The sequence below is a fragment of the Kutzneria kofuensis genome (genome assembly GCF_014203355.1).
Classification (GTDB): domain Bacteria; phylum Actinomycetota; class Actinomycetes; order Mycobacteriales; family Pseudonocardiaceae; genus Kutzneria; species Kutzneria kofuensis.
The window spans coordinates 5928923-5955888 of sequence record NZ_JACHIR010000001.1; the positions used below are offsets into that span (position 1 = coordinate 5928923).

23 protein-coding genes and 1 riboswitch are annotated in these 26966 nt (G+C 70.9%); of the genes, 18 read left to right on the forward strand and 5 right to left on the reverse strand.

Going from position 1 to position 26966, the window contains the following annotated elements; all coding sequences use genetic code 11:
• Window positions 1-103: 103 nt before the first annotated feature.
• Window positions 104-1585, forward strand: a complete 1482-nt coding sequence (locus BJ998_RS27460; protein ID WP_184866218.1) for a potassium/proton antiporter — start codon at window positions 104-106, stop codon at window positions 1583-1585.
• A gap of 6 nt (window positions 1586-1591) precedes the next feature.
• On the opposite strand, the gene BJ998_RS27465 is transcribed toward BJ998_RS27460, so the two are convergent.
• The gene (locus BJ998_RS27465; RefSeq protein ID WP_184866221.1) at window positions 1592-1867 is read right to left on the reverse strand and encodes a hypothetical protein; all 276 of its coding nucleotides are present in this window, start codon (window positions 1865-1867) and stop codon (window positions 1592-1594) included.
• Window positions 1868-2044: 177 nt separating this feature from the next.
• Window positions 2045-2159, forward strand: a riboswitch (SAM riboswitch).
• Window positions 2160-2196: 37 nt separating this feature from the next.
• Here BJ998_RS27465 and BJ998_RS27470 point away from each other — a divergent pair.
• From BJ998_RS27470 to BJ998_RS27480, 3 genes are read left to right on the forward strand one after another with little or no spacing between them, the layout of a single operon-like run.
• On the forward strand, window positions 2197-3567 hold the full coding sequence (locus tag BJ998_RS27470) for an aminotransferase class V-fold PLP-dependent enzyme (RefSeq protein WP_184866223.1): 1371 nt from the start codon (window positions 2197-2199) through the stop codon (window positions 3565-3567).
• Between the two features lie 14 nt (window positions 3568-3581).
• A complete protein-coding gene (gene lspA / locus BJ998_RS27475) occupies window positions 3582-4145 on the forward strand; it encodes a signal peptidase II (protein WP_312890356.1) in 564 nt (187 codons plus the stop codon).
• A 37-nt stretch (window positions 4146-4182) separates the two neighbouring features.
• Complete coding sequence (locus BJ998_RS27480; protein WP_184868971.1) at window positions 4183-5067, forward strand: RluA family pseudouridine synthase; 885 nt, start codon at window positions 4183-4185, stop codon at window positions 5065-5067.
• An 88-nt stretch (window positions 5068-5155) separates the two neighbouring features.
• Here BJ998_RS27480 and BJ998_RS27485 read toward each other — a convergent pair whose 3' ends face one another.
• On the reverse strand, window positions 5156-6094 hold the full coding sequence (locus tag BJ998_RS27485; protein ID WP_184866225.1) for an Lrp/AsnC family transcriptional regulator: 939 nt from the start codon (window positions 6092-6094) through the stop codon (window positions 5156-5158).
• A 131-nt stretch (window positions 6095-6225) separates the two neighbouring features.
• On the opposite strand from BJ998_RS27485, the gene BJ998_RS27490 reads away from it, so the two are divergent.
• The 4 genes from BJ998_RS27490 to BJ998_RS27505 all read left to right on the forward strand — a co-directional run bounded on the left by BJ998_RS27490 (window position 6226) and on the right by BJ998_RS27505 (window position 14522).
• Window positions 6226-7899, forward strand: a complete 1674-nt coding sequence (locus tag BJ998_RS27490) for a purine-cytosine permease family protein (RefSeq protein ID WP_184866227.1) — start codon at window positions 6226-6228, stop codon at window positions 7897-7899.
• A 126-nt stretch (window positions 7900-8025) separates the two neighbouring features.
• Window positions 8026-11562, forward strand: coding sequence for a DNA polymerase III subunit alpha (gene dnaE / locus BJ998_RS27495; RefSeq protein WP_184866229.1), 3537 nt, complete (start codon window positions 8026-8028; stop codon window positions 11560-11562).
• A 130-nt stretch (window positions 11563-11692) separates the two neighbouring features.
• On the forward strand, window positions 11693-12907 hold the full coding sequence (locus BJ998_RS27500) for a cytochrome P450 family protein (RefSeq protein WP_184866231.1): 1215 nt from the start codon (window positions 11693-11695) through the stop codon (window positions 12905-12907).
• A gap of 88 nt (window positions 12908-12995) precedes the next feature.
• The gene (locus tag BJ998_RS27505; protein ID WP_246488664.1) at window positions 12996-14522 is read left to right on the forward strand and encodes a S53 family peptidase; all 1527 of its coding nucleotides are present in this window, start codon (window positions 12996-12998) and stop codon (window positions 14520-14522) included.
• Here BJ998_RS27505 and BJ998_RS27510 read toward each other — a convergent pair.
• The gene (locus tag BJ998_RS27510) at window positions 14515-15552 is read right to left on the reverse strand and encodes an alpha/beta hydrolase family protein (protein ID WP_184868974.1); all 1038 of its coding nucleotides are present in this window, start codon (window positions 15550-15552) and stop codon (window positions 14515-14517) included. The genes BJ998_RS27505 and BJ998_RS27510 overlap by 8 nt on opposite strands.
• Before the next feature lie 120 nt (window positions 15553-15672).
• On the opposite strand from BJ998_RS27510, the gene BJ998_RS27515 reads away from it, so the two are divergent.
• The 6 genes from BJ998_RS27515 to BJ998_RS27540 all read left to right on the forward strand — a co-directional run bounded on the left by BJ998_RS27515 (window position 15673) and on the right by BJ998_RS27540 (window position 20355).
• On the forward strand, window positions 15673-16353 hold the full coding sequence (locus tag BJ998_RS27515; RefSeq protein ID WP_312890357.1) for a helix-turn-helix transcriptional regulator: 681 nt from the start codon (window positions 15673-15675) through the stop codon (window positions 16351-16353).
• 11 nt (window positions 16354-16364) lie between these two features.
• Window positions 16365-17630: an adenosylmethionine--8-amino-7-oxononanoate transaminase gene (locus tag BJ998_RS27520; RefSeq protein ID WP_184866233.1), complete on the forward strand. Its 1266-nt coding sequence runs from the start codon at window positions 16365-16367 to the stop codon at window positions 17628-17630.
• A gap of 35 nt (window positions 17631-17665) precedes the next feature.
• Window positions 17666-18382, forward strand: a complete 717-nt coding sequence (gene bioD, locus BJ998_RS27525) for a dethiobiotin synthase (RefSeq protein ID WP_184866235.1) — start codon at window positions 17666-17668, stop codon at window positions 18380-18382.
• Between the two features lie 76 nt (window positions 18383-18458).
• Window positions 18459-19472, forward strand: coding sequence for a biotin synthase BioB (gene bioB / locus BJ998_RS27530; protein ID WP_184866237.1), 1014 nt, complete (start codon window positions 18459-18461; stop codon window positions 19470-19472).
• A 3-nt stretch (window positions 19473-19475) separates the two neighbouring features.
• Window positions 19476-19688: a biotin synthase auxiliary protein BsaP gene (gene bsaP / locus BJ998_RS27535; protein ID WP_221339536.1), complete on the forward strand. Its 213-nt coding sequence runs from the start codon at window positions 19476-19478 to the stop codon at window positions 19686-19688.
• Between the two features lie 10 nt (window positions 19689-19698).
• Window positions 19699-20355 carry a DUF2567 domain-containing protein gene (locus BJ998_RS27540; protein ID WP_312890358.1) on the forward strand — a complete coding sequence of 219 codons (657 nt, stop codon included), beginning with the start codon at window positions 19699-19701 and terminating at the stop codon, window positions 20353-20355.
• Between the two features lie 76 nt (window positions 20356-20431).
• Here the strand turns inward: BJ998_RS27540 and BJ998_RS27545 are convergent, their stop codons facing one another.
• Together BJ998_RS27545 and BJ998_RS27550 are read right to left on the reverse strand one after the other, a co-directional pair.
• Complete coding sequence (locus BJ998_RS27545; protein WP_184866239.1) at window positions 20432-21112, reverse strand: LON peptidase substrate-binding domain-containing protein; 681 nt, start codon at window positions 21110-21112, stop codon at window positions 20432-20434.
• A gap of 4 nt (window positions 21113-21116) precedes the next feature.
• The gene (locus tag BJ998_RS27550; RefSeq protein WP_312890573.1) at window positions 21117-21779 is read right to left on the reverse strand and encodes an NUDIX hydrolase; all 663 of its coding nucleotides are present in this window, start codon (window positions 21777-21779) and stop codon (window positions 21117-21119) included.
• Between the two features lie 106 nt (window positions 21780-21885).
• Here BJ998_RS27550 and nadA point away from each other — a divergent pair, with 106 nt between their 5' ends.
• The 4 genes from nadA to BJ998_RS27570 all read left to right on the forward strand — a co-directional run bounded on the left by nadA (window position 21886) and on the right by BJ998_RS27570 (window position 26961).
• Complete coding sequence (nadA, locus tag BJ998_RS27555) at window positions 21886-22902, forward strand: quinolinate synthase NadA (RefSeq protein WP_184866241.1); 1017 nt, start codon at window positions 21886-21888, stop codon at window positions 22900-22902.
• Window positions 22899-24515 carry an L-aspartate oxidase gene (locus BJ998_RS27560; RefSeq protein WP_184866242.1) on the forward strand — a complete coding sequence of 539 codons (1617 nt, stop codon included), beginning with the start codon at window positions 22899-22901 and terminating at the stop codon, window positions 24513-24515. The genes nadA and BJ998_RS27560 overlap by 4 nt, the downstream gene beginning before the upstream one ends.
• Entirely contained in the window at window positions 24512-25351 is an 840-nt protein-coding gene (nadC, locus tag BJ998_RS27565; protein ID WP_184866243.1) for a carboxylating nicotinate-nucleotide diphosphorylase, read from the forward strand. Before BJ998_RS27560 ends, nadC begins: the two co-directional genes overlap by 4 nt.
• Window positions 25352-25425: 74 nt before the next feature.
• Window positions 25426-26961 (forward strand): ABC transporter substrate-binding protein, encoded by a 1536-nt coding sequence (locus tag BJ998_RS27570; RefSeq protein WP_184866244.1) that lies wholly within the window; start codon window positions 25426-25428, stop codon window positions 26959-26961.
• Window positions 26962-26966: the final 5 nt, after the last annotated feature.

Here is a 26966-nt window from a genome sequence, read left to right on the forward strand (position 1 = left end):
CGAACTGTATTGTCCATTTTGGACATCCAAAGTGGTCGATTAGTACTTTTCCGTGATCGTCACGCACAATGTTCAGGCGAACAGGTGACATCCGGGAGGTGGGATGCCCAATCTTTCGACAGCGCTCGGTATCGGCGCGGCGGTGCTCCTGCTCTCCGTGTTCGCCGTCCGCGTGTCGGTCCGCCTCGGCCTGCCGTCGCTGCTGCTGTACCTGGGCATCGGCCTGCTGATCGGCGAGGCCGGGCTGGGCATCCGGTTCGACAACGCCGTGCTCACCCAGTCGCTGGGCATCGCCGCGCTGGTGCTGATCCTGGCCGAGGGCGGTCTCACCACGCGGTGGTCGTCCGTGAAAGGCTCGCTGGGGCTGGGAATCGCACTGTCCACAGTGGCGGTCGCGATCAGCATCGCCGTCACCGGCGCGGCGCTACACGTGTTGCTCGGCCTCGACTGGCGTACCGCCCTGCTGTGGGGCGCGGTGCTGTCCTCGACCGACGCCGCGGCGGTCTTCAGCGTGCTGCGCGGTGTTGGCGTGGCCAAGCGGCTGGTCGGCGCGCTCGAGCTGGAATCCGGCCTCAACGACGCCCCGGTGTTCATCGCCGTCATCCTGCTCGTCTCACCCGATCCGGTGAGCTGGACAACGCCGCTGCTGGCCGGCTACGAGCTGGTCGTCGGCGCCGCGATCGGCGTGATCGTCGGCTGGTTGGGGGCTTTCGGCCTGAGACGGGCGGCCCTGCCCGCAACTGGCCTGTACCCGGTCGCGACCGTCGCGATGTGTGTTCTGGCCTACGCATTCGGTGACATGGTGCACGCTTCCGGCCTGCTCGCGACCTACGTGACCGGCCTGGTGCTGGGGAATTCCCGGCTGCCGCACCGGTCCGACACGCTGTCGTTCGCCGAGGGACTCGGCTGGCTGGCCCAGATCGGACTGTTCGTTCTGCTCGGCCTCTTCGCCTCACCGGCGCGGCTGGTGAGCGCCCTGATCCCGGCCTTGGTCGCCGGCGCGGTGGTGCTGCTGCTGGCCCGGCCGCTCTCGGTGTTGCTGTCCATGACGCCCTTCCGGGTGAAGTGGCGGGAACAGGTCTTCCTTTCGTGGTCCGGACTTCGCGGCGCCGTGCCCATCGTGCTGGCCCTGATTCCGTTGACCCAGGGCGTTCCCGGCGCCCAACGCCTCGTCGACGCCGTCTTCGTGCTCGTCGTCGTGCTGACCCTCGTCCAGGGCGGCACCCTGCCGCTCGTCGCCCGCTGGCTCGGGCTCGTGAAGCCCGGCGACACCCAGGAGATCGAGGTCGACTCCGCACCGCTGGACACCCTCGGCGCCGAGCTCCTGCAGGTCCGCGTGCAGCCCGGATCCAAGCTGCACGGCGTCTACCTGTCGGAACTACGGCTGCCCGTGGGGGCCACCATCAGCCTGATCGTGCGCGACGACGCCGGTTTCACCCCGACGCCGACGACCCGGCTGCAGGAGGAGGACCAGCTGCTGGTCGTCGCCACCGAGAAGGTCCGGGACGCCACCGAGCGCCGGATCCGCGCCGTCGACCGGGCCGGGCGGTTTGCCCGCTGGAAGGGCGAGTCGGGCCGCGAGTGACCCCGGTCAGGTGAGGGTGCCGGCGAAGAGGGCCCGGTGCACGGCCAGGTAGGCGGGGCAGGGGAAGGCGGGGCGGGGCTGCCACCAGTGGTCGGGGCGGCAGGCGCCGCAGCGGCCTCCTGCGTCGGGGGAGTGCTCGCTGAGCAGCGTGGCGACGGCGTCCACGACCCGCGGCAGCTGGGCCCGGGTGACGCCGCTGACCAGCCGGTCGTCCGGGTCCTGCGCGAGGTCGGCCAGCATCGCCAGATGCCGGTTGAGCTCGTCGTCGAGCTCGCGGAACATGACTACCTCCGAGCGGTCGGCCACACGTGGTGCGCCCGCCGAGTCTGCGCCGGTCGCGCCGGGAAAAGACCGGCGTTTCACCCCTCCGGGAACGAAATCACTCGTTAGTGACGCCTCTCACGATGTGGAAGGGGCCTCGACCGAACCGCACACCGTCGGTTACGGTGGTCGCCGAAAGGTCATGAGTGCCAGCGTCAAGCCCCGGCTAGCTGGCCGGCAACCCTCCTCCGCGGTGGGGTGCCCCGGGTGAGGACCAGGCCCGTCGCACACGGCGACCGGGCAAGCGCGGACCCTCTCCAAGGCGGGTCCCTGACCCGAGGAGCACCCCGGTGACCATCGCGATCCCGCCGGCCCGCAACACCGACAGCGCCATCACCCCCACCGACATCCCCACCGTGCCGGCGGTGGTCGGCGCCCGTCTGTCGGTGCCGCTGGTCACCGGCGACCGCGTCACGTACGCCAACCTCGACCACGCGGCCAGCGCCCCCTGTCTGGAGCAGGTGCGCGACGCGGTCGACGAGCTGCTGCCCTGGTACGCGAGTGTCCACCGGGGAGCGGGTTTCGCCTCCCAGGTGTCCACAAAGGTCTACGAGCAGGCCCGCGACACGTTGCGGCGCTTCGTGGGCGCGCGGTCCTCGGACACCGTCGTGTTCACCCGCAACACCACGGACTCGCTCAACCTGCTCGCGAAGTCGTTGCCGCGCCGCACTTCCGTGGTGCTGTTCGACACCGAGCACCACGCGGCGCTGCTGCCCTGGCGCGGCCCGAACGTCCGTCGCGTTCAGACTCCGGAGTCGCCGGCCGCGGCCGTGCCGGCGCTGGAGGCGGCCCTGAAGCTGTGCCCGGAGGGCCCGCGGCTGGTGGTCGTGACGGGCGCGTCCAATGTCACCGGTGAGCTGTGGCCGGTCGCCGACCTCGCCGCCGTCGCCCGTCGCTACGGCGCCCGCATCGCCCTGGACGCCGCGCAGCTCGCGCCGCACCGTCCCGTGGACATCAAGGCCCTCGACGTCGACTACGTCGCGCTGTCGGGCCACAAGCTGTACGCCCCCTACGGCGCCGGCGCGCTGATCGGCCGGGCCGACTGGCTGCAGGCCGCCGAGCCGTACCTGGTCGGCGGCGGCGCCACCAAGAACGTCGTCGACTGGGGCGACCACCTGGGCGTCGCGTGGTCGGCGGTGCCGGAGCGGCACGAGGCCGGCTCGCCGAACGTGGTCGGTGTGCACGCGCTCGCCGCCGCCTGCGACACCATCACCCGTCACGGCTGGGACCGCATCGTCGCCCACGAGCAGGCGCTGCTGACCCGCCTCCGTGAGGGCCTGCGCACCATCCCCGGCCTGCACGAGCTGAGCATCTTCCACGGCGACCACGACCGCGTCGGCGTCGTCAGCTTCACCATCCACGGCCACGAGGCCGGCCTCATCGCCGCGGCGCTGTCCGCCGAGTACGGCATCGGCGTCCGCGACGGCGCGTTCTGCGCGCACGTGGCGACCCGGCGGCTGCTGGACCGCGTCGACGCCACCGAGCAGCGCGCGCTGCGGGCCAGCCTCGGCCTCGGCAGCACCGTCGAGCACGTGGACCGCCTCGTCGCCGCGCTGCGCACGCTGGTCACCGAGGGACCGAAGTGGACGTACGCGCAGCAGGACGGCCGGTGGGTGCCCGCCGACGACACCCGGCCGCTGCCGCCGTTCGTCGCGAGCTGAGGGACAATGGGCCGGTGAGCACCGAGCCCAACACCGAACCGGTCGCGGCCCAGCGCCTGCTGCCCCGCCGGATCGGCCTGCTGGTGACGGCCGCCGTCGTCGCGCTGGCCCTGGACATCGTCACCAAGGCGCTGGTCGTCGCCAACCTCGAGGGCCGGCCGCCGCTCGAACTCGCCGGCGGCCTGGTCTACCTGGACGTGATCCGCAACCCGTACGCCGCCTTCTCGCTCGGCGTCACCGGCATGACGTGGGTGTTCAGCGTGATCTGCGTCGGCGTGCTGGCCGCGATCATCTGGGTGGCGCCCCGGCTGCGCTCGCGCGGCTGGGCCGTCGGCCTCGGCTTCGTGTTCGGCGGCGCCCTCGGCAACCTGCTGGACCGGATCTTCCGGGCGCCCGGCGCGCTGCAGGGGCACGTGGTCGACTTCATCTCGGTGTTCGGGCCGAACGCGCAGTACTTCCCGGTGTTCAACTTCGCCGACTCGGCGATCTGCGTCGGTGGCGCGCTCATCGTGCTGATGGCGATCATCGGCCGGGACTACGACGGCCGCTCCACGCGGGAGGCCAAGGCCGGTGAGTGACCTGCGCACGCTGCCCGTGCCCGACGGCCTCGACGGCATGCGCGTCGACGCCGGCCTGTCCAAGCTGCTCGGCCTGTCCCGGACCACCGTCGCCACGCTGGCCGACTCCGGTGACGTGCTGGTCGACGGCCGCGCCGTCGGCAAGTCCGACCGGCTGGTCGCCGGCGCGTGGCTCGAAGTGACGCTGCCGGCGCCCGCGCAGCCCGTCACCGTGCAGGCGATCCCCGTCGAGGGCCTGGTCGTGCTGTACGAGGACGACGACGTGGTCGTGGTGGACAAGCCCGTGGGCGTCGCCGTGCACCCGAGTCCCGGGTGGACCGGTCCGACCGTGGTCGGCGGGCTGGCCGCCGCCGGCATCCGGATCTCCACCTCCGGCGCCGCCGAGCGGCAGGGCGTGGTGCACCGGCTGGACGCCGGCACCACCGGCGTGATGGTCGTGGCCAAGAGCGAGCACGCGTACACCGTGCTGAAGCGGGCGTTCAAGGAACGCACCGTGGACAAGGTCTACCACGCGCTCGTGCAGGGGCATCCCGACCCGACGCGCGGCACCATCGACGCGCCCATCGACCGGCACCCCAAGCACGACTACAAGTGGGCGGTCGTGGCCAGCGGGCGGCCCAGCGTCACCCACTACGAGATGATCGAGGCGTTCCGGGCGGCGTCGCTGCTGGAGGTGCACCTGGAGACGGGGCGTACCCACCAGATCCGCGTGCACTTCTCCGCGCTGCGCCACCCCTGCGTCGGCGACCTGACCTACGGGGCGGACCCGGTGCTGGCCAAGCGGCTCAACCTGACCCGGCAGTGGCTGCAGGCCAAGACGCTGTCGTTCCACCACCCCGCCGACGGCGAGTGGGTGACGTTCGAGAGCCAGTACCCGGACGACCTGCGCGACGCCCTGGAAACACTCCGCGCCGAGGGCTGACCCCTTCTCCCCTTTTTTCCGCTACGTGAGTGGCTCATTTTCGCTCAGGAGGCACCTGAGCCACTCACGTAGCGAAAAATGCCCGGTGTCAGGCCTCGATCTCCCAGGTGAGGGAGTGCTGGGGGTCGTCGGGGCGTGGGCTCCAGCGCACCGACGTGAGCTCGGTGGAGTCCGGCAGCACGTAGACGGTGTGCCCGCCGGCGGTCTCGCCCGGCTGCACGCCGATGCGGTGCGGCGGCCGGGACGACAGCGACACCGGTGCCTTGGAGATGGTCTGGCCGTCGGCGGTGACCAGGAGCAGGTACAGGTCGGGCAGCGAGGAGAACGGCACCGTGCCGCGGTTGGTCAGCTCCGTGTGCACCACCACAGCCCGCTCGCCCTCCTGCAGCCGGTAGCCGGCGGCGGTGAACAGGAAGTCCGCCGGGTCGACGACCTCGACCAGCTGGATGGACAACTGCTCGCCCTCAAGGCCGACGGTCTGCTGCGAGGTCCCGACCGTGAACTTCGGCGGCGGCACCGGCGCGGCCGTGACGGTCTGCTCGTCGCCACGCGCCCACGCCGACGTCTGCGGCGGCCCCCAGGTGCCGCCCGCCGGCGGCTGCGAAGGCGCCGGTGCCTGCGTCGGCTGAGGCTGCGGCTGTGCGGGCGGCTGCTGCACGGGGAACGGCACGCTCTGCGGCGCCGGCGCGTACTGCTGGGGCGGCGGAGCGTACTGCGGCTGGGGGTGCTGCTGCTGGAACTGGGGCGGCATTTGCTGTTGCGGCGGTCCGTACTGCGGCTGTTGCTGCGGGTACGCCTGCCACTGCTGCTGCGGACGGCTCGCCGCGGCCAGCGCTGCCCTGATCCCGTTCGGGTCGCACTCCACGCCCACCAGCAGCGGCATGCCCTGTGCGGACAGCGCCACCAGCCGCGCGGCCGCCTCCCGCGGGTCCATGCCCAGCCGCGCGGCGACGTCGTGCACGGCGGCCCGACCCATCTCGGCGATCAGCGAGAGCAGACGGAAGTCGACAGGATCCGGCACGGCCACGCCTGGCACGCTACCCGGTCGGCCCGCGCACCGTCCGTCCCGGTGCGCCGCGCCGGAGAAGATCACCTGCCCAGGTGGGGGTAACAGCGACGGAACCTGGACGTAAAGGGCGCTTCCTACGGTCGGAACCCATGACCGTCACCGCAGTGAAGACCGGACCCAAGCGCCGCTACGCGTGGCTCGCGGCCAACGAGGCCAGCGAGGACTTCTCGCTGCGCTACGCCGCCCACTCCTTTCGCCGCTGGTCCCCGTTCGCGGTGGCGAGCACGGCGCTGGGCGGCATCGCCTACCTGGCCGACTTCGCCATCGGCGCGAGCATCGTGATGCTGCACGGCTTCTCGTCGGCGGCGCTGGCGATCGGCATCGCCGCGGTGGTCATCTTCGCCACCGGCGTCCCGATCGCCGTCGCCTGCGCCCGTTACGGCGTGGACATGGACCTGCTCACCCGCGGCGCCGGCTTCGGCTACTTCGGGTCGACGCTCACGTCGCTGATCTACGCCAGCTTCACGGTGATCTTCTTCTCGCTGGAGGGGTCGATCATGGCGCAGGCGTTCCAGCTGGCCTTCGGCTTACCCCTGGCGCTGGGCTACCTGCTGACCACGTTGATCGTGCTGCCGTTCGTGCTGTTCGGGATGCGCGCGCTGGCCCGGATGCAGGTGTGGACGCAGCCGGTGTGGCTGGTCGGGCTGGTGCTGCCGTTCGTGGTCGTGCTGGCGACGCACCCGGAGCGGTTCGGCCAGTTCACGGCGTTCGGCGGCGGCCTGTCGCTGACCGGGGTCGGGCTCGGCGCGGGCGTCGCGCTGTCGCTGATCGGGCAGATCGGCGAGCAGGCCGACTACCTGCGGTTCATGCCGGCGAAGACGGAGGCCAACCGGCGGGCCTGGTGGGCGGCGGTGATCGCCGCCGGGCCCGGCTGGGTGGTGCTGGGGGCGCTGAAGCAACTCGGCGGCGCGTTCCTGGCGTTCTGCGCGTTGGGGGCGATCGGGCAGTCCGCCGTCCTGGAACCGATCGCCCCCTACGTGGAGGCCGTGCGGCCGGCGCTCGGCGCCGTGACGCTGCCGCTGGCGGCGCTGTTCGTGATCGTCTCCCAGATCAAGATCAACACGACCAACGCCTACTCCGGCTCGCTGTCGTTCGCGAACTTCTTCTCCCGCGTCCTGCACCGCCACCCCGGCCGCGCCTGGTACGTGCTGGTCAACTGCGGCATCGCGCTGGCGCTGATGGAGTTCGGCGCGTTCGCCTTCCTGAACACCATCCTCGGCTTCTACTCGAACGTGGCGATCGCCTGGATCGGCGCCGTCGTCGCCGACCTGGTGATCTGCAAGCCGCTCGGCTGGAGCCCGCCCTACGTCGAGTTCAAGCGCGCCTACCTGTACGCGGTGAACCCGGTCGGCTTCGGCTCGATGGTGCTGGCCTCGGTCGTGTCCGTGATCGCCTACTTCGGCGCGTTCGGGCCGATCGCCGCAGCGTGGAGCCCGTTCATCGCCCTCGTGCTGGCCATGGTCGCGGTCCCGGTGACGGCGCGGCTGACCGGCGGCCGGTACTACCTCGCGCGGCCGAACCTGGTGTCCGGTCCCGATTCCGGCGCGGCCGACCTCACCGAGACCCACGTGTGCGAGGTGTGCGAGGACCCCTACGAGCTGCCGGACATCGTCGACTGCGTCCACCACGGCGGCGCGGTCTGCTCCCTGTGCTGCACGCTGGAGACCGACTGCGGCCAGGCCTGCCAGCGCAGCGGCCCGGTCCTGGTGCAGCTGACGGCCACCCCTCGTGACAGGTCGCATACAGCGCCGAAAACCGGGTGATGACCTGCTGTTTCGGGCCGGCCTGAAGTTCGGCGGCGAAACGCCGCCGGGGTACCCGTGCTCACCCTGAGAGACGAGGCAAGATAGACGGCGCTCGTCGTTGAAGCCCAGGGGAGGCCGTCACCAATGTCCGACTCGTTCGTGCACCTGCACGTGCACACCGAGTACTCGATGCTCGACGGGGCCGCCAAGCTCAAGGACATGTTCGCCGAGTGCGACCGGCTGGGCATGCCGGCGGCCGCGATCACCGACCACGGCAACATGTACGGGGCCTACGACTTCTTCAAGCAGGCCACCGCGGCCGGGGTGAAGCCGATCATCGGCATCGAGGCGTACATGGCGCCGGGCTCCCGACACGACAAGCGGCGGATCACCTGGGGCGAGCCGCACCAGAAGAACGACGACGTCTCGGCCAGCGGCGCCTACACGCACCAGACGATCTGGGCGGCCAACAAGGAGGGCCTGCACAACCTGATGCGGGCCTCCAGCTACGCGAGCATCGACGGCCAGCTGGGCAAGTGGCCCCGCATGGACCGGGAGCTGCTGGCCGAGAACGCCAAGGGCCTGATGGCGACGACGGGCTGCCCGTCGGGCGAGGTGCAGACCAGGCTGCGGCTGGGCCAGGAGAAGGAGGCCCTGCAGGCGGCCTCGGACTGGAAGGACATCTACGGCGAGGGCAACTTCTTCGTCGAGCTGATGGACCACGGCATCGAGATCGAGCGCCGGGTCCGCGACGGCCTGCTGAACGTGGCCAAGCAGCTGAACCTGCCGTTCGTGGTGACCAACGACTCGCACTACACCTACGACTCGGACCGGGACGCCCACGGCGTGCTGCTGTGCGTGCAGACCGGCAAGACCCTGCAGGACCCGACCCGGTTCAAGTTCGACGGCACGGGCTACTACCTGAAGTCGCCGGACGAGATGCGCGCGATCGACTCCTCCGACGCCTGGCAGGAGGGCTGCCGCAACACGCTGCTGGTGGCCGAGAAGGTCGACACCACCGGCATGTTCGAGTTCCACAACCTGATGCCGCGGTTCCCGATCCCCGAGGGCATGACCGAGGACGAGTACTTCAAGCAGCAGGTGTGGGCGGGCATGGAGCGCCGCTTCCCGGACGGCATCGACGAGGAACACCGCAAGCAGGTCGAGTTCGAGATCGGCGTCATCCTGCAGATGGGCTTCCCGTCCTACTTCCTCGTGGTCGCGGACTTCATCAACTGGGCCAAGCGCAACGGCATCCGGGTCGGCCCCGGCCGTGGCTCGGCCGCGGGCGCGCTGATCGCGTACGCGATGGGCATCACCGACCTGGACCCGCTGGCCCACGGGCTGATCTTCGAGCGGTTCCTCAACCCGGACCGCGTCAGCCCCCCCGACATCGACATCGACTTCGACGAGCGCCGGCGCGGCGACGTCATCCGCTACGTGACCGAGAAGTGGGGCGAGGACAAGGTCGCCCAGGTGATCACCTTCGGCACCATCAAGGCGAAGGCGGCGATCAAGGACTCCGCCCGGGTGCTGTACGGCCAGCCCGGCTACGCGGTGGCCGACCGGATCTCCAAGGCCTACCCGCCGGCCGTGATGGCCAAGGACATCCCGCTCAACGGCCTGTTCGACCCCAGCCACAAGCGGTACGCCGAGGCCACCGAGATCCGCGCGCTCTACGAGCAGGACCCGCAGGTCAAGGAGATCATCGACACCGGCCGCGGGCTGGAGGGCCTGATCCGCAACGCCGGCGTGCACGCCTGCGCGGTGATCATGTCCGCGGAGACGCTGACCGACCACATCCCGGTGTGGAAGCGGCCGCAGGACGGCTCGATCATCACGCAGTTCGACTACCCGACCTGCGAGACGCTCGGCCTGCTGAAGATGGACTTCCTGGGGCTGCGCAACCTCACGGTCATCGACGACACGATGAAGAACATCACGCTCAACGGCAAGACCCCGCCCGACCTGGACACCTTGCCGCTGGACGACAAGAAGACCTACGAGCTGCTGTCCCGGGGCGACACGCTCGGCGTGTTCCAGCTCGACGGTGGCCCCATGCGCGACCTGCTGCGCCTGATGCGTCCCGACAACTTCGAGGACATCTCCGCGGTCGGCGCGCTCTACCGGCCGGGCCCGATGGGCGCCAAGTCGCACACGAACTACGCGCTGCGCAAGAACAAGCAGCAGGAGATCACGCCGATCCACCCGGCGCTGGAGGAGCCGCTCAAGGACATCCTCGGCACCACCTACGGCCTGATCGTGTACCAGGAGCAGGTCATGGCCATCGCGCAGAAGCTGGCCGGGTACACGCTGGGACAAGCGGACCTGCTGCGCCGCGCGATGGGCAAGAAGAAGAAGGAGATCCTGGACAAGGAGTACGCCGGCTTCGAGAAGGGCATGCTGGACAACGGCTACCCGCAGGACGCCGTCAAGACCCTCTGGGAGATCCTGGTCCCGTTCGCCGACTACGCCTTCAACAAGGCGCACTCCGCCGCGTACGGCCTGGTGTCGTACTGGACGGCGTACCTGAAGGCGAACTACCCGGCCGAGTACATGGCCGGCCTGCTCACCTCCGTCGGCGACGACAAGGACAAGGCCGCGATCTACCTGGCCGAGTGCCGCAAGATGGGCATCACCGTGCTGCCGCCGGACGTCAACGACTCGATGCGCGAGTTCGCGCCGGTCGGCGACAGCATCCGGTTCGGCCTGGGCGCGATCCGCAACGTCGGCGCGAACGTGGTCGACTCGATCGTGGCGGCGCGCACGCAGAAGGGCGCGTTCACCGACTTCTCCGACTACCTGCGCAAGGTGGACGCGGCGGCCTGCAACAAGAAGGTCATCGAATCGCTGATCAAGGCCGGCGCGTTCGACTCGCTCGGCCACCCGCGCAAGGGCCTGCACATGGTGCACGTCGAGGCCGTCGACGCGATCATGGAGACCAAGAAGGCGGAGGCGGTCGGCCAGTTCGACCTGTTCGGCGGCGGGGACGACGGCGAGGAGAACGCCGGCAGCGTGTTCGACGTGAAGGTGCCCGACGAGCAGTGGGAGTCCAAGCACCAGCTGACGCTGGAGCGGGAGATGCTCGGCCTGTACGTGTCGGGGCACCCGCTCAACGGCGTGGAGCGGGTGCTGGAGGCGCAGTCGGACACGGCGATCGCGACCATCCTCGAAGGCAACCTGCCCGACGGCGCGCAGGTGACCGTCGGCGGCATCCTGGCCTCGGTGACGCGGCGCATCAACAAGTCCGGCGAGTCGTGGGCGTCCGCGCAGCTGGAGGACCTGGCCGGTGGCATCGAGGTGCTGTTCTTCCCGAAGACCTACTCGGTGGTCGGGATGAGCGTGGCCGAGGACGCGATCGTGCTGGTCAAGGCCCGCATCGCCAAGCGGGACGACCGGATCTCGCTGATCGCCAACGACCTGGCCCTGCCGGACCTGGAGATGGCCGCCAGCGGCATGCCGGTGAAGCTGACCATGCACGCCGCCAAGTGCACCCGGCCGCTGGTGGCGCAGCTCAAGGACGTGCTCAAGTCGCATCCCGGCTCCACCGAGGTGCACCTGAACCTGATGAACGGCCGGCGCGGCACGATGCTGCGGCTGGACGACGCGCTGCGGGTGGACCCGTCACCCTCACTGATGGGCGACCTCAAGGCTCTGTTGGGACCGGGTTGCCTGGGCTGAGAGGGCTGTGACCCCAGGCACATTCGCCGATAATGGGTGCGCCCCGGGGGACCGCGTGGGCACACTGGTGTAAACGGGGTTAACCTATCGTTGGTTAACACCTATTACGTGGCATGGAGGGGGAAGGCCCATGACAGGCACCGAGACGGCGCCCGCGACCTTTTTCACGCCGGAGTTCTTCCAGGATCCGCAGCGCTACCAGGCCGAGCTGCGGGCCGACGCGCCGGCCCGGCAGGTGATCACGCCCAACGGCTTCAAGGTGTGGGTGGTCAGCCGGTACGAGGAGGCCAAGGCGGTGCTGGCCGACCCGACCGTGCAGAAGAGCGGCGCCCGGATGGGCGAGATCTCGGCCAAGAACAAGGTCGACGACAGCGAGGGCCGCCCGTTCGCCGACGAGCTGAACCAGCACATGCTGGCGATGGACCCGCCGGACCACACCCGGCTGCGCCGGCTGGTCACCAAGGCGTTCACCGCGCGGCGCATCGAGCAGATGCGGCCGCGGATCGAGGAGATCACCGCCGAGCTGCTGGGCAAGCTGACCGCCGGCGACCGCGTCGACCTGCTCGACGTGTTCGCGTTCCCGCTGCCGATCACCGTGATCAGCGAGCTGCTCGGTGTCGACGACGAGGACCGCGACACGTTCCGCGTCAACTCCAACATCCTCATCTCCAGCGGCGGCGCCGAGGAGGTCGGGGCGGCCGGCCAGTGGATGGTCGCGTACTTCATGAAGCTGATCGCCGACAAGCGGGCCAACCTCGGCGACGACCTGCTGTCCGCGCTGATCGAGACCAGCGAGGACGACGACCGGTTCAGTGAGCAGGAACTGGTCTCCATGGCCTTCCTGCTGCTGATCGCCGGGCACGAGACCACCGTCAACCTGATCGGCAACGGCGTGCTGGCCCTGCTGACCAACCCCGACCAGCTGGAGCGGCTCAAGGCCGATCCGTCGCTGCTGGCCACCGCGGTCGACGAGTTCCTGCGCTACCGCAGCCCGGTCAACATGTCGACGTTCCGGTTCACCACCGAGCCGGTCGTGCTGGGCGACGTGACCATCCCGGCCGAGCAGCTCGTGCTGGTCGGCCTCGGCTCGGCCAACCGGGACGAGAACCACTTCGAGAACGCGGACCAGCTGGACATCACCCGTCCGGTGGGCGGCCACCTGGCCTTCGGCCACGGCATCCACTACTGCCTCGGCGCGCCCCTGGCCCGACTGGAGGGCGAAATCGCCTTCCGCGGCCTGCTCACCGCGTTCCCGGACATGAAGCTCGCCGTGCCCGCGAGCGAGCTGCAGTGGCGGTTCAGCATGCTGATGCACGGGCTTGAGGAGCTGCCGGTGGTCCTGTGACCGAGCTTGCGAGGGCGCCATTGAACACAGGGACCTGGGGCGCAGACCCGCCGAGCGCCAGCGAGGTGGGGTCTGTGACCATCGGGGCATGCCAGAACGGGTTGTCCTAGCAGGAAGCACTCGACCGGCGGCCCAGGGCGTCTCCCCGGCCGGCACGCTCGATCCCGCGACCGTGATCACCGCTACGGTGGTGCTGCGGCGGCGGGCCGAGCTGCCGCCCGGCCTCGTGTCCGGGCCCGCCGTGATCGGCCGGCAGGAGCTCTCCGACCGGTACGGGGCCGATCCTGCCGACGTGCAACGGGTTCGCACCGTCCTCGGTGGACTCGGCGTCGAGGTGGTCGCCGCGGATCCCGCGTCGCGGCGGCTGACCGTGCGGGGCGACCTGGCGGCGATGCACCGGGCGTTCGGCGTGTCGCTGGAAGCGGTGTGCCTCGGGGACAAGCAGCATCGGCACCGGGTCGGGGCGCTGGAGGTGCCGGCCGAGCTGGCCGGCATCGTGCAGGCCGTGCTGGGCCTGGACGACCGCCCGCAGGCCCGGCGTCCCGCCGCCGACTCCGCCGAGGCGAAGCTGAGCTACACGCCGCCCGGTCTGGGCAAGATCTACGCCTTTCCGCCGGCAGTCGACGGCGTCGCGCCGACCATCGCCGTGATCGAACTTGGCGGCGGCTACACGGACGCCGAGCTGGTTGCGTACTTCCAGAACCTCGGCGTCGGTTCGGTCCACGTGCAAGCGGTCAGTGTGGACGGTGGCGCCAACGCACCGAACACCCCCGCCGACGACGAGGTGTTGCTGGACATCGAGGTCATCGGCGGCCTCGTGCCCGAGGTGCAGCAGCTCGTCTACTTCGCGCCCAACACCGACCAGGGCTTTGTCGACGCCGTCAGCACGGCCGTGCACGCCTCGCCGACACCGGCCGCCCTGAGCATCAGCTGGGGCGCGGCCGAGGACCTGTGGACCGAGCAGACCCGGATCGCCCTGGACGACGCCTTCGCCGACGCCGCCGCCCTCGGCGTCACCGTCGTCGCGTCGAGCGGGGACTGGGGCGCCAGCGACGAGCAGACCGACGGCAAGCAGCACGTCGACTTCCCGGCGTCGAGCCCGCATGTGTTGTCCTGCGGCGGAACCTCCCTTCACGCCGATCCTGTGAGCGGCGTGATCAGCAGCGAGACGGTGTGGAACAACGGCGCCGGCGACCACGCCACCGGCGGCGGGGTCAGCGTCTTCTTCCCGCGCCCCGACTACCAATCCGCTTGCGGCGTACCGGAATCCGGGCGCGGCGTGCCCGACGTCGCCGGCGTCGCCGATCCCAACACCGGGTATTTGGTGCTGGTGCACGGCAAGAGCAGTCCCGCCGGTGGCACCAGCGCCGTCGCCCCGCTCTGGGCGGCGCTCGTCGCACGGCTCGTGCAACAGCTGGGGCGGCCGCTCGGGTTGCTGCAGCCGTTGCTGTACCGCGACGCCAAGCCGGGCGTGCTCGCCGCCGGCTTCCGGGACGTGACCGCCGGGGACAACCAGGGTTACCCCGCGTCGCCGGGCTGGGATCCGTGCACCGGCCTCGGTTCGCCCGACGGGAACGCCCTGCTGGCGGTTCTGCGGCAGCGCCTTCCTAGTTGAACCTCACCTCCGGATTCTCCGGAGTGGGGCCGTCCAGGATCGGCTCCCGCTGGCACTCCAGCGTCTGGTCGAAGAACGCCGTGACGTAGGTCCTGGTGATGGCGATGGCTCGATCCGCCGGTAATCCCGACATCGGCAAGCCGATCTGCGCCAACAGCGTTGGCGCGTCGGTGAAAGACAGGTGCGTGGAGCCGTTGACGGTGAGCCAGCGTTTCCAGCCGTCGAGCTCCGACCAGACCTGGTCCCACGTCTGGTCGGAGCTGCCGGGCCCGTGCATGTCGGTGCCGAGCATGAGGAACGGCCGGCCGCCGATGCCGGTTGGGGCGTCCACATGGAACGCGCCGTCGAGGTTGACGCCGGCCTTGACCCGCGGATCCGCCTCCATCGCGGCCAGCGCGCTCGCGCCGCCGATGGAGTGCCCGGCCATGCCGATCCGGTTGCCGTCGATCAGGCCGGGGAATCGCGCGGTCAGCTGGTCGATCACGAACGAGGCGTCCTCGGCGCGGTTGAGGGTCAACGGCCGCAGATCCGTTGCCTGGCAGGCGATGCAGGTCAGCATGCGGTTGCCGGGGAACAGCGTGCCGGCGGATTCGTAGGCGTGGTCGATGGACGCGACGACGTAGCCGTGACTGGCCAGGTCCTCGGCCAGCGTGGTCATGGTGTACCGCGGCGCGCCGAGACCCGGGGACAGCAGCACCAGCGGATGCCGGCCGGGTAATGGCGCCTGCGCACGGCTGTTCGTCCTGGCGTCGGCGACGTCCTGGGCGGCGTCGGTCGGCAATCCCTGTGCCTGCAGCAAAAGCTTCGTCTCGGCCGCCGTCGCGTAGGGGACGGGTTGCCCACCGGGGACCGCCGGGTAGTGGAGGCTGACCATCAGCTCGCGGGGATTCGCCGGCACCCACAGGTCTCGGCGGCTGTGGTCGACGAGGTGCACTGTGCTGCTGCCGACCGGATACGGCCCGGTCGGCGCGGGCAGGTGGATGCCCGTCACGGTCGCGGCGACCATCGCCGCCGCGGTCAGGAGATTCATCACGAGCCCGACGCTAGGTCGCCGGCCTGGGGCGACGCGTCCGTCCAGAGATGTCAGTTGGGGTACATCCCGAGATATAGCTCAGGGACTTCTCAGCTGCCCGGAGATAGATTTCGCCGCGTGAAACGTGCTGTGGCGGCCGACGCGTTGCTCGCCGCCGCGATCTTCGTGGCCACCTTCGCCCTGGCGCACGACGCGGTGCCGCTCCAGATCGCGTTGGTCGCGGCGCTGGCATGGCGTCGGCAGGCGCCGGCGCTGGTGTTCGGCCTGATCGCTGCCGCCGCGTTCGTCCAGTGGCTGCTGGATCTTCGGCTGCCGGCGGACATTGCGCTGCTGGTGGCGGTCTACACCGTCGGCGCGCACATGACCCTGCGCTGGCTGGTCGCCGCCTGGGCGGTGCTCGAAGCCGGCATCGTCATGTACGCCATCGGCTGGGGAGGATTCCTCGTCTCCGCCACCTTCCTGACCGTGGCCGGCGTCGTCGCGGCGGTGCTGGGCGTGGTGATGCGGCTGCGCCGGGCGCAGGTGGTGCTCGACCGGGAACGGGCCGTCGCCGCCGCCCGGGAACGGACCAGCATCGTCCGGGAACCCGAGCGGCTGGGCCTGCTCACCGCTCGTGAACGCGAGGTTCTGGTGGAGCTGGCCGCCGGCCGGTCCAACGCGGAGATCGCCGGCCGGCTGCACCTCGCCCACTCCACCGTCAAGACGCACGTCAGCCGGATCCTGCCGAAACTGGGGTTACGCGACCGCGCGCAGGCAGTGGTGTTCGCGTACGAGACCGGACTGGTCCGCCCGGGTTAGGGTCCTGGCTCGTGAGACCCGACGAGCTCATCGCCCTCGACCGCGCCCACGTCTGGCACCCCTACGCGCCCATGCCCGGCCGGATCGACCCGCTGGTCGTGACCGACGCCGAGGGCGTGCGGCTGCGGCTGGCCGACGGGCGGGAACTGGTCGACGGGATGGCCTCGTGGTGGTCGGCCATCCACGGCTACCGGCACCCGGTGCTGGACGAGGCCGTGCGCGACCAGCTGGGCCGGATGAGCCACGTCATGTTCGGCGGCCTGACCCACGAGCCGGCCGTGCGCCTGGCCACCACCCTCGTGGAGATCACGCCGGAGCCGCTGCGGCACGTGTTCCTGGCCGACTCCGGGTCGGTGTCGGTCGAGGTCGCGATCAAGATGTGCCTGCAGTACTGGCGGTCGCTGGGGCGGCCCGGCAAGCGCCGGCTGCTGACGTGGCGGCGCGGCTACCACGGCGACACGTTCCACCCGATGAGCGTCTGCGACCCCGACGGCGGCATGCACTCGCTGTGGACCGGCGTCCTGCCGCAGCAGGTCTTCGCCGATCCGCCGCCGGCCGCCTTCGAGCACGACTACGTGCGGCATCTCGTGGACCTCGTCGAAGAACACGCCGACGAGCTGGCGGCGATCGTCGTCGAACCGGTCGTGCAGAACGCCGGCGGCATGCGCTTCCACGACCCCCGCTACCTGCACGTGCTGCGCGAAGTCAGCCTCGCCAACGACGTGCTGCTGGTCTTCGACGAGATCGCCACCGGCTTCGGCCGCACCGGCGAGCTGTTCGCCGCCGACCATGCCGGCATCAGCCCGGACGTCATGTGCGTCGGCAAGGCCATGACCGGCGGCTACATGACCATGTCCGCCGCGCTGTGCACGTCCCAGGTCGCCGACGGCATCTCCCGCGGCGAGCTCCCGGTGCTCGCCCACGGGCCCACCTACATGGGCAACCCGCTGTCGTCCGCGGTCGCCAACGCCTCCATCGACCTGCTGCTTCGCCAGGACTGGCGGGCCGAGATCAAGCGCATCGAGACCGGCCTGCGCGCCCTGGAGCGGGCCCGGTCCGTCCCCGGAGTGGCCGACGTGCGGGTGCTCGGCGCGATCGGGGCCGTGCAGCTCGACCATCCGGTGGACATGGCTGCCGCCCAGAAGGCTGCCGTCGACCACGGCGTGTGGCTGCGCCCGTTCAACGACCTGATCTACACCATGCCGCCGTACGTGATCGGGGACGAGGACCTGTCTCAAGTCTGCAACGCCATCGTTGCGGCGGCGATGGTCGGCTGAGCTCGCCACGAGCCCAACCACTAATCTGATGGGTCGTGAACATCCTCGTGATCACCGGCACCGGCACCGGTGTCGGCAAGACCATGGTCACCGCGGCCTGCGCGGCCCTCGCGGTGGACAGCGGCCAGCGGGTCGCCGTGGTCAAGCCCGCGCAGACGGGCGTCGGCCCGCAGGAGCCGGGTGACCTGGACGAGGTCGCGAGGTTCGCGGGCAAGATCACCACGAGGGAGCTGCGCCGCTACCCCGAGCCGCTGGCCCCGGACACCGCCGCGGCCCGCGCCGGCATGCCGCAGGTGCACCCCGGGGAGATCGCCTCGGCCGTCGCCGAGCTGGCCGCCGAGCACGACCTGGTGCTGGTCGAGGGCGCGGGCGGCCTGCTCGTCCGCTTCGACGACGAGGGCGCGACGCTGGCCGACGTGGCCTGGGCGCTCAACGCCCTCGTGCTGATCGTCGCCGAGGCCGGCCTGGGCACGCTCAACCACACCGCGCTGACCGCCGAGGTGCTGCTCAAGCGGGGAATCGAGTGCGCGGGGGTGGTGATCGGCAGCTGGCCGGCCGAGCCGGACCTGGCCTCCCGCTGCAACCTGGTCGACCTACCCGAGGCGGCCGGTGGTCCGCTGCTCGGCGCGCTGCCGGAGGGCGCAGGTCTGTTGGACCCCTCAGACTTTCTTGAGGTCGCCCGGGCCGCCATGTCACCGTGGCTCGGCGGCACGTTCGACCCGGACGTGTTCGCCGAGCAGTTCACGGCGTGAGTCTCGTAACACCGTTCGACGAGGTCACGTGCGGCAGACTGCACCCGGACGTCGCCCCGAGACAGGAGAGCTGCCTGTGACCGCCAGCGTGGACACCGACATCATCGCCGTCGCCCGTGAGCAGGTGCTCGAACGGGGCGAAGGGCTGTCGCAGGAGCAGCTGCTCCAGGTGCTCAAGCTCGGCGACGACCGGCTGGCGGAGCTCCTGCAGTTGGCCCACGAGGTGCGGATGCGCTGGTGCGGGCCGGAGGTCGAGGTCGAGGGCATCGTCAGCCTGAAGACCGGCGGCTGCCCCGAGGACTGCCACTTCTGCTCCCAGTCCGGACGCTTCCCGTCGCCGGTGCGCTCGGCCTGGCTGGACATCCCCGGCCTGGTGCGGTCGGCCCGGGAGACCCGGGCCACCGGCGCCACCGAGTTCTGCATCGTCGCCGCCGTCCGCGGTCCGGACGCCCGGCTGCTGTCCCAGGTCCGTGAGGGCATCAAGGCCATCCGCGAGGACGGCAACGACATCCAGATCGCCTGCTCGCTCGGCATGCTCACGCAGGAGCAGGTGGACGAGCTGGTGGCGATGGGCGTGCACCGCTACAACCACAACCTGGAGACCGCCCGCTCGCACTTCCCGAACGTGGTCACCACGCACACGTGGGAGGAGCGCTGGGAGACCCTGCGCATGGTCCGCGAGGCCGGCATGGAGGTCTGCTGCGGCGGCATCATCGGCATGGGCGAGACGGTCGAGCAGCGCGCCGAGTTCGCCGCCCAGCTGGCCGAGCTCGGCCCGGACGAGTGCACGATGAACTTCCTCATCCCGCAGCCGGGCACCCCGTACGAGCAGTACGAGGTCGTCGAGGGCCGTGACGCGCTGCGCACGGTCGCCGCGTTCCGGCTGGCCATGCCCCGGCCGCTGCTGCGCTTCTCCGGCGGCCGCGAGCTCACGTTCGGCGACCTGGGCACCAAGCAGGGCATGCTCGGCGGCATCAACGCCATCATCGTCGGCAACTACCTGACCAACCTGGGCCGCCCGGCCGCCCAGGACCTGGAGATGCTGGACGAGCTGAAGATGCCGGTCAAGGCGTTGAACCAGACGCTGTAGAGGGTGGACGTGAACGCCGAATTCTGCGCCCGCTGCGGCACCGCCGCCGCCGAGGGCGACCACGCGCACTGCGCCGTCATGCTCGCCTCGATCGACCCGCCGCGGTTCTGCGTCGAGTGCGGGCGGCGCATGGTCGTCCAGGTGACACCCGCCGGATGGGTGGCGAATTGCAGCCGACACGGCGAGCGAACGTCGACGTCACCGAGCGTCGGCTAGGGTCGCTCGAATGTCGGAGCATGCGGGCGAGCGGGCCGAGCCGATGCGCATCCCGCCGGTGACCGAGAAGGAACCGGAGCCTGTCTCGTCAGAGGTGCGGATCACGCCGCCGACGCCAACGGTGGCGGAGATCATGGCGATGCTGCCGCAGGCCAGACGCCCCCGGGTGGTGGTCAAGCGGGACCTGCTGCCGGCCGTGAGCGTGCTGTCCACGGTGGCGCTGACCGGGCTCCTGGTCGGCTGGCTGTGGTCCATCCTGGCGCCGCCGCAGCGCGTGATCCTGGTGGACGGCCAGCAGCTGCCGCTGCTGGACGAGAGCTACCACCGGTTCGACGACCTCATCCTGTTCGTGCTCATCGGCCTCGGCATGGGCCTCGTGGTCGGCGGCGTCGTGTGGATGCTGCGGGAACGCCGCGGCCCGGTGATCATGATCGCCGCCGTGCTGGGCTCCGCGCTGGGCGCGTGGCTGGCGATGAAGGTCGGCGTCTCCTGGGCCGGCAGCCACTACGCGCTGACCGGCACGCCCGCGAACCGCGCCGTGTTCGACCAGGCGCCGGTTCTGGAGTCCACCTGGGTCGTTCTCGCCCAGCCGCTGGCCACCGCGCTGGCATACGGGACCCTGACGGCCTGGAACGGCATGGACGACCTGGGCCGCCGCCTCGGCTAGTTTGTCAACCCTTCGTCGTTCGGAACGGACCATTCCTAAACTCGGAGTTTAGGAATGGTCCGTTCCGAACGTCGGGTCAGTTCGTGCTGGGGCGGACGCTGAACTCCGACAGGGCGGCGGGGATGGCGCGTAGTTCGCGCAGGATGCCCGTCTCCCGGTTGAGCACGCGGCGGACCATTCGCAGGCGCCGCAAGGGGTTGCGCTCCTCCAGCAGTCCCTGGCGGTCCTCGATGGTCAGCAGGCAGTCGGCCGCCAGCAGGTGCGCCAGCGTCCCCGTGTCGGCGCCGATCTCCGGCTCCGACCAGTCCTCACGGTGCCAGGCGGCGTTGCAGTAGCGCCGGTGCGCGGCCCGCGCCGACTCGGACAGTTGCGGCGCCGCCGTGACGCTCGCCCCGGCCACTTCCGCGTCGGGCAGCCATTCCACGCTGCCCAGCAGGTACGGGGCGCTGCCGGAGTCCAGGTCCAGCAGGCGAAACCGGCGCTCGCCCCGGGTGACGATGTCGAACCGGCCGTCGGGCAGCCGGTTGACCTGCCGCAGCGTCGCCGAACAGCCGACCTCGTGCAGCTGGGAAAGCTCGTCCACGTCGGTGAACCAGCCCTGTCTGATCGCGACCACGCCGAAGCTGCGCCCGGTCACCGCGCCCGTCACGAGGTCGATGGTGAGCTGCCGGTAGCGCGGCTCGAAGATGTGCAACGGCAACGACGCCCCGGGCAACAGCACCGTGCCCAGCGGGAAGATGGGGAGCGTCTCGGCCACGGCTCTACCGTACGTCGACCCCGGATCCCTTGCTGGGTGGTCGGAGCACGGCGAACGGATCGGTCACGAGCATGCCGTGCCCGGTGAACCGGAACAGCGCAGCTGGGCGGCCCCCGGACGGTCCCGGCGGCGAGGTGTGACCGGTCGGCTCGAGAAGTCCGCGCCGGGACAGCACCCGCTGCAGGTTGGTCGCCGCGACCCGGTAGCCCAGCGCCGCCGAGTACAGCCCGCGCAGCGCCGAGATGGTGAACTCCGGCGGCGCCAGCGCGAAGCCGAGATTGGTGTATGAGAGCTTGGCCCGCAGCCGGCCCTGGGCCCGCCGCACGATCGCCTCGTGGTCGAACGCGGTGTCGGGCAGGTTGTCCACGGGATACCAGGCGGTGTCCTCGGGCACCTCGGGGTCGACGTCGCAGGGGATGAGCCCGAGGAAGGCGCTGGCGACGATCCGCCCGCCCGGCACCCGGTCCGGGGCACTGAACACGGCCAGCTGCTCGACATGTGCCAGCTTCCTGACGTCCACCTTCTCCGCGAGCTGCCGGCGGATCGAGGCCTCCACGTCCTCGTCGTCGCGGAGCCGCCCACCGGGCAGTGACCAGCGGCGGGCGTGCGGTTCCTGAGCGCGCTGCCAGAGCAGCACCTGAAGTGATTCCCGCCTCACCTGGAGCACTGCTGCCAAGACTTCATTGCCTGTTAACCCCGGTTGGCTGATAGGATCTGGCACGTTTTCGATTCTAAGGCGAAAACTGGGGGACCCGCAACAGAGGAGGACACCGATGGCCGCTACCGCACAGTTGGAGCGGACCGAGGACGGCTGGACCGGTGTGCAGCCGGACGCCGCCTGGCGGGACGAGGTCCGACGGCTGGTCGACGAGCACGACGCCGTCCTGCTCGCGCACAACTACCAGCTGCCCGAGATCCAGGACATCGCCGACCACACCGGCGACTCGCTCGCGCTGTCCCGCATCGCGGCCAGCAGCAGCGCGTCGACCATCGTGTTCTGCGGCGTGCACTTCATGGCCGAGACGGCGAAGATCCTCAGCCCGGACAAGCGCGTGCTCATCCCGGACGCCCGCGCCGGCTGCTCGCTGGCCGACTCCATCACCGGCGCGCAGCTGCGTGAGTGGAAGGCCGAGCACCCGGGGGCCGTGGTCGTCTCGTACGTGAACACGACCGCCGAGGTCAAGGCGGAGACCGACATCTGCTGCACGTCCTCGAACGCGGTGGACGTGGTCGCCTCCATCCCGGCCGACCGCGAGGTGCTGTTCTGCCCGGACCAGTTCCTCGGCGCCCACGTGCGCCGGGTGACCGGCCGGGACAACGTGCACGTGTGGGCCGGCGAGTGCCACGTGCACGCCGGCATCAACGGTCCCGAGCTGGCCGACCGGGCCGCCGCGAACCCGGACGCGGACCTGTTCATCCACCCGGAGTGCGGCTGCGCCACCTCGGCGCTGTACCTGGCCGGCGAGGGCGCGGTGGCCGCGGAGAAGGTCAAGATCCTCTCCACCGGCGACATGCTGACCGCCGCTCGCGACACCAAGGCCCGCAGCGTGCTGGTGGCCACCGAGGTCGGCATGCTGCACCAGCTGCGCAAGGCCGCGCCGGAGATCGACTTCCAGGCCGTCAACGACCGCGCGTCCTGCCGGTACATGAAGATGATCACGCCCGCGGCGCTGCTGCGCTGCCTGCGGGACGAGGCCGACGAGGTCTTCGTCGACGCCGACACGGCGGCCCGGGCCCGGGGCGCGGTGCAGCGGATGATCGAGATCGGGCAGCCCGGCGGTGCCGAATGAGGGCCCGCTGGGAGGCCGCCGCCGACCTGGTCGTCGTCGGCACCGGCGTGGCGGGCCTGACCGCCGCCCTCGACGCGCAGGCCCTGGGCCTGCGGGTTCTGGTCGTCACCAAGGCGGCGCTGGGAGACGGGAACACCCGCTGGGCGCAGGGCGGCGTGGCCGTGGTGCTGCCCGGCGAACACGAGGAGGGCGACACCGTCGACCGGCACGTCGCCGACACCCTGACCGCCGGCGCTGGATTGTGTGATGTGGCCGCGGTGGAGGCGATCGTCAGCGGCGGCCCGGCCGCGGTGACCCGCCTGCGGCAGTGGGGCGCGGTGTTCGACCGGGGCGAGGACGGCAAGCTGGCGCGTACCCGGGAAGGCGGCCACACGGCGTTCCGCGTGGTGCACGCCGGCGGCGACGCGACCGGTGCCGAGGTCGAGCGCGCGCTGCTGGCGCAGACCCGTGACGGCCGGATTGCCATGCTGGACAACCACGTCGCGGTGGAGGCGCTGCGGACGCCGTCCGGTGCGGTGGCCGGATTGCTCGTGCTGGACGGGGATGGCGTGCCGGGAGTGCTGCGCGCGCCGGCGGTGTTGCTGGCGACCGGTGGCGTCGGCCAGATGTACCAGGCGACCTCGAACCCCGAGGTCGCCACCGCCGACGGCATCGCGCTGGCGCTGCGGGCCGGCGCGGTCGTGGCGGACCTGGAGTTCGTGCAGTTCCACCCGACCGTGCTGTACACCGGTTCCGGTGCCCGCGGGCGCTGCCCGCTGGTGACGGAGGCGGTTCGCGGCGAGGGCGCGGTTCTGGTCGACGCCAACGGTTCCCGCGTGATGGTCGGCGTGCATCCGCTGGCGGACCTGGCTCCTCGTGACGTCGTGTCGGCGGCGATCACCCGTCGGATGAACGAGACCGGCACCGACCACGTCTTCCTCGACGCCACGCACCTGGACGGGGCGGCGTTCCGCAAGCGGTTCCCGACCGTGTTCTCCGCGTGCGCGGCGGTCGGCGTCGACCCGTCGGTGGACCCGATTCCCGTTGCCCCGGCGGCACATTTCTCGTGCGGCGGCGTCGTCGCGACCGTCGACGGCCGGACGGCCGTGACCGGCCTCTACGCCGCCGGCGAGGTGGCCCGGTCCGGTCTGCACGGCGCGAACCGGTTGGCCTCCAACAGCTTGCTGGAGGGCTTGGTCGTCGGTTCGCGCGCCGCGCGTGCCGTCGCCGCCGACCGGGCCGCCGGTCTGCTCGGTGACCCGCGCAAGGCGGAGCTGCTCGGTCCGCTGGCTGCCGCCGTGACGGAGCGGGATGTCCTGCAGCGCACCATGTCCCGGCACGCGGCGATCGGCCGCAACGTCGAGGGCCTGGCCGCTGCCGCCGCCGTGCTGGAGAAGTCGACCGTCGTGCGTCCACTCCGGACGCGCGAGTCGGTCGAGGACGCCGCCCTGACCATGGCGGCGGAGATCCTGCTCACCGTGGCCGCCGAGCGCACCGAATCGCGTGGCTGCCACGTCCGCACCGACTACCCGAACCGCAACGACGGTTCGTGGCAGCGGTCCATCCCGGTTCGGCTGGACGCGGCCGGGCGGCCGTTCCTGTTCGACCGGCCAGTGCTCGGAGGTGTGGCATGACCATCGACACCGAGGACCTGCGGCGGGTCATCAAGACCGCCCTGGCCGAGGACCTCCGTTACGGCCCGGACGTCACCACCGCCGCGACCGTGCCGGCCGATGCCATCGCCGTCGGCAGCTTCACGCCGCGCAAGGCCGGCGTGATCGCCGGCGTGCCCGCCGCGTTGGCCGTGCTGGACGAGGTCACCGACTACGAGGTCGTGTCCAAGGTGGAGGACGGCTCGCGGCTGGCCGCCGGCGAGCCCGCGCTGGTCGTGCGGGGGCCGGTCCGTGGCCTGGTCACCGCCGAGCGCACCGCGTTGAACCTCCTGTGCCACCTCTCCGGCATCGCCACCGCGACCGCCGCGTGGGTCGAGGTCATCGCCGGAACCGGTTGTGCGGTCAGGGATTCCCGCAAGACGCTGCCCGGCCTGCGGCTGCTGGAGAAGTACGCCGTGCGCTGCGGCGGCGGCGTCAACCACCGGCTCGGGCTCGGCGACGCCATCCTGATCAAGGACAACCACGTGCGGGCCGCCGGCTCCGTCACGGCGGCGTTGGAAGCCGCCCGCGCCTACGCGCCCACGTTGACGTGCGAGGTCGAGGTCGACACCCTCGCCCAGCTGGATGAGGCCCTCGCCGCCGACGCCGAGCTCGTGCTGCTCGACAACTTCACCCCCGCGGAGTGCGCCGAGGCCTTCCGGCGCACCAAGGCCGCCGGCACCGGCACCCTGCTGGAGGCCTCCGGCGGCCTGACCCTGGACGTGGCCCGCGCCTACGCCGAGACCGGCGTCGACTACCTCTCCGTCGGCGGGCTCACGCACTCGTCCCCGGCGTTGGACCTGGGGCTGGACATGTGAGGTTCGCGACCGGGCCAGCCAAGTCGTCCGGGGCTGGCCCCGCGCGGACCGCGCGGCAAAGATACTGTCAGGGCGTGCGTCGACTCCTGCTTCCCGTCTCCCTGCTCACCGCCGCCGTGGTCGTGGCGGCGTGCACAGGCGAGCCGGCGCCGAGCCGACCGGGCGGCACCGTCGACGACAACACGACCATGACCCTGGCCGACTCCGCCGAACCCAGCACCTTGAACCCCGTTCAGGGATTCGCGCCGCAGGGCGGCTCGCGGATGTACGACGGGCTCGTCGGTTACACCGCCGACCGCACCCTGCGGCCCGTGCTGGCCACCGAGTTGCCGCAGCCGTCGGCCGACGGCAGGTCGTGGACCGTGAAGCTGCACCAGAAGGTGCGGTTCTCCGACGGCAGCCTGCTCACCGCCGCCGACGTCGTCACCGAGTACAACGCCGTGCTGAATCCCGCCGTGAAGTCGCCGCTGCGGCCCGACTTCGACATGCTCACCGGCGTCACGGCCGTGGACGAGCTGACCGTCCGGTTCGACCTGGCGTTCCCGTTCCCGTCCTTCCCGACCCGGCTGGTGCTGGGCATCGTCCCGCACACCGCGACGCCGGCCGACCCCCAGCCGCCCGGCACCGGCGCTTACGCCGTGACCACATGGGACAAGGGCAAGCAGTTGGTGCTGGGGTTGAACAAGTACTACTACGGCGTGCCGCCGAAGGTCGTGAAGGTGACCGTCGCCTTCGTATCCGACGACGCCAAGCGGATCGAGCGGATGCGCAACGGCGACTTCGACGGCATCGAGGTGCCGCCGGACGAGGCCGTCGCCGTGGCCAAGTTCGACGGCGTCAAGGTGATCACCGAGGACACCGCCGACTACCGGGCCGTGACGCTGCCGTCGTCGAATCCCGTCACCGCCGACCGGTCCGTCCGGCTGGCGCTGAACTTCGCCGTCGACCGCAAGGACCTCATCGGCACCGCCCTCGGCGGCAAGGGGACTCCCGCCTACACCCCCATGCCCGATTCCCTGCCCGAGTTCGTCGATCCGCAGGCCACCTACCGTTTCGACCGCTCCGCCGCGGGCCGCATCCTCGACCAGGCCGGCTGGCTCGCCGGCACCGACGGCATCCGCTCCAAGGATGGTGTCCGCGCCGCCTTCACCGTGGGCTACCCCGCCGGGGACCTCGAACGCCGCGCCATCGCGCAAGCGTTTGCCAAGCAGCTGCGGGCCGTCGGCTTCGACGTCACCGCCACTCAGGACGCCGGCCCCGACGCCGTCCAGATCGTCTCCGGCGGCAACCCCTTCGACCCCGGCCTGGCCATCCGTTCCGTCCTTCGCACCGGCGGCTCCGCCAACACCACCGGCTACACCAACCCCGGCGTCGACACCGCCCTCGACGCCGCCCACAAGGCCACCGACCCCGCCGCCCGTGCCACCGCCTTCCGCTCCGCCCAGCGTGCGTACATCGGCGACCCCAGCCTGGTGACCCTCGCCTTCGTCACCCACACCTACGCCATCCACGACAACTGGTCCGGTTCCGTTCCGATCACCGAGCCTTCCGTGCACGGCCCCCTGACCTGGGGCCCTTGGTGGAACATGGAGACCTGGACCGTTCGTTAGGAAAT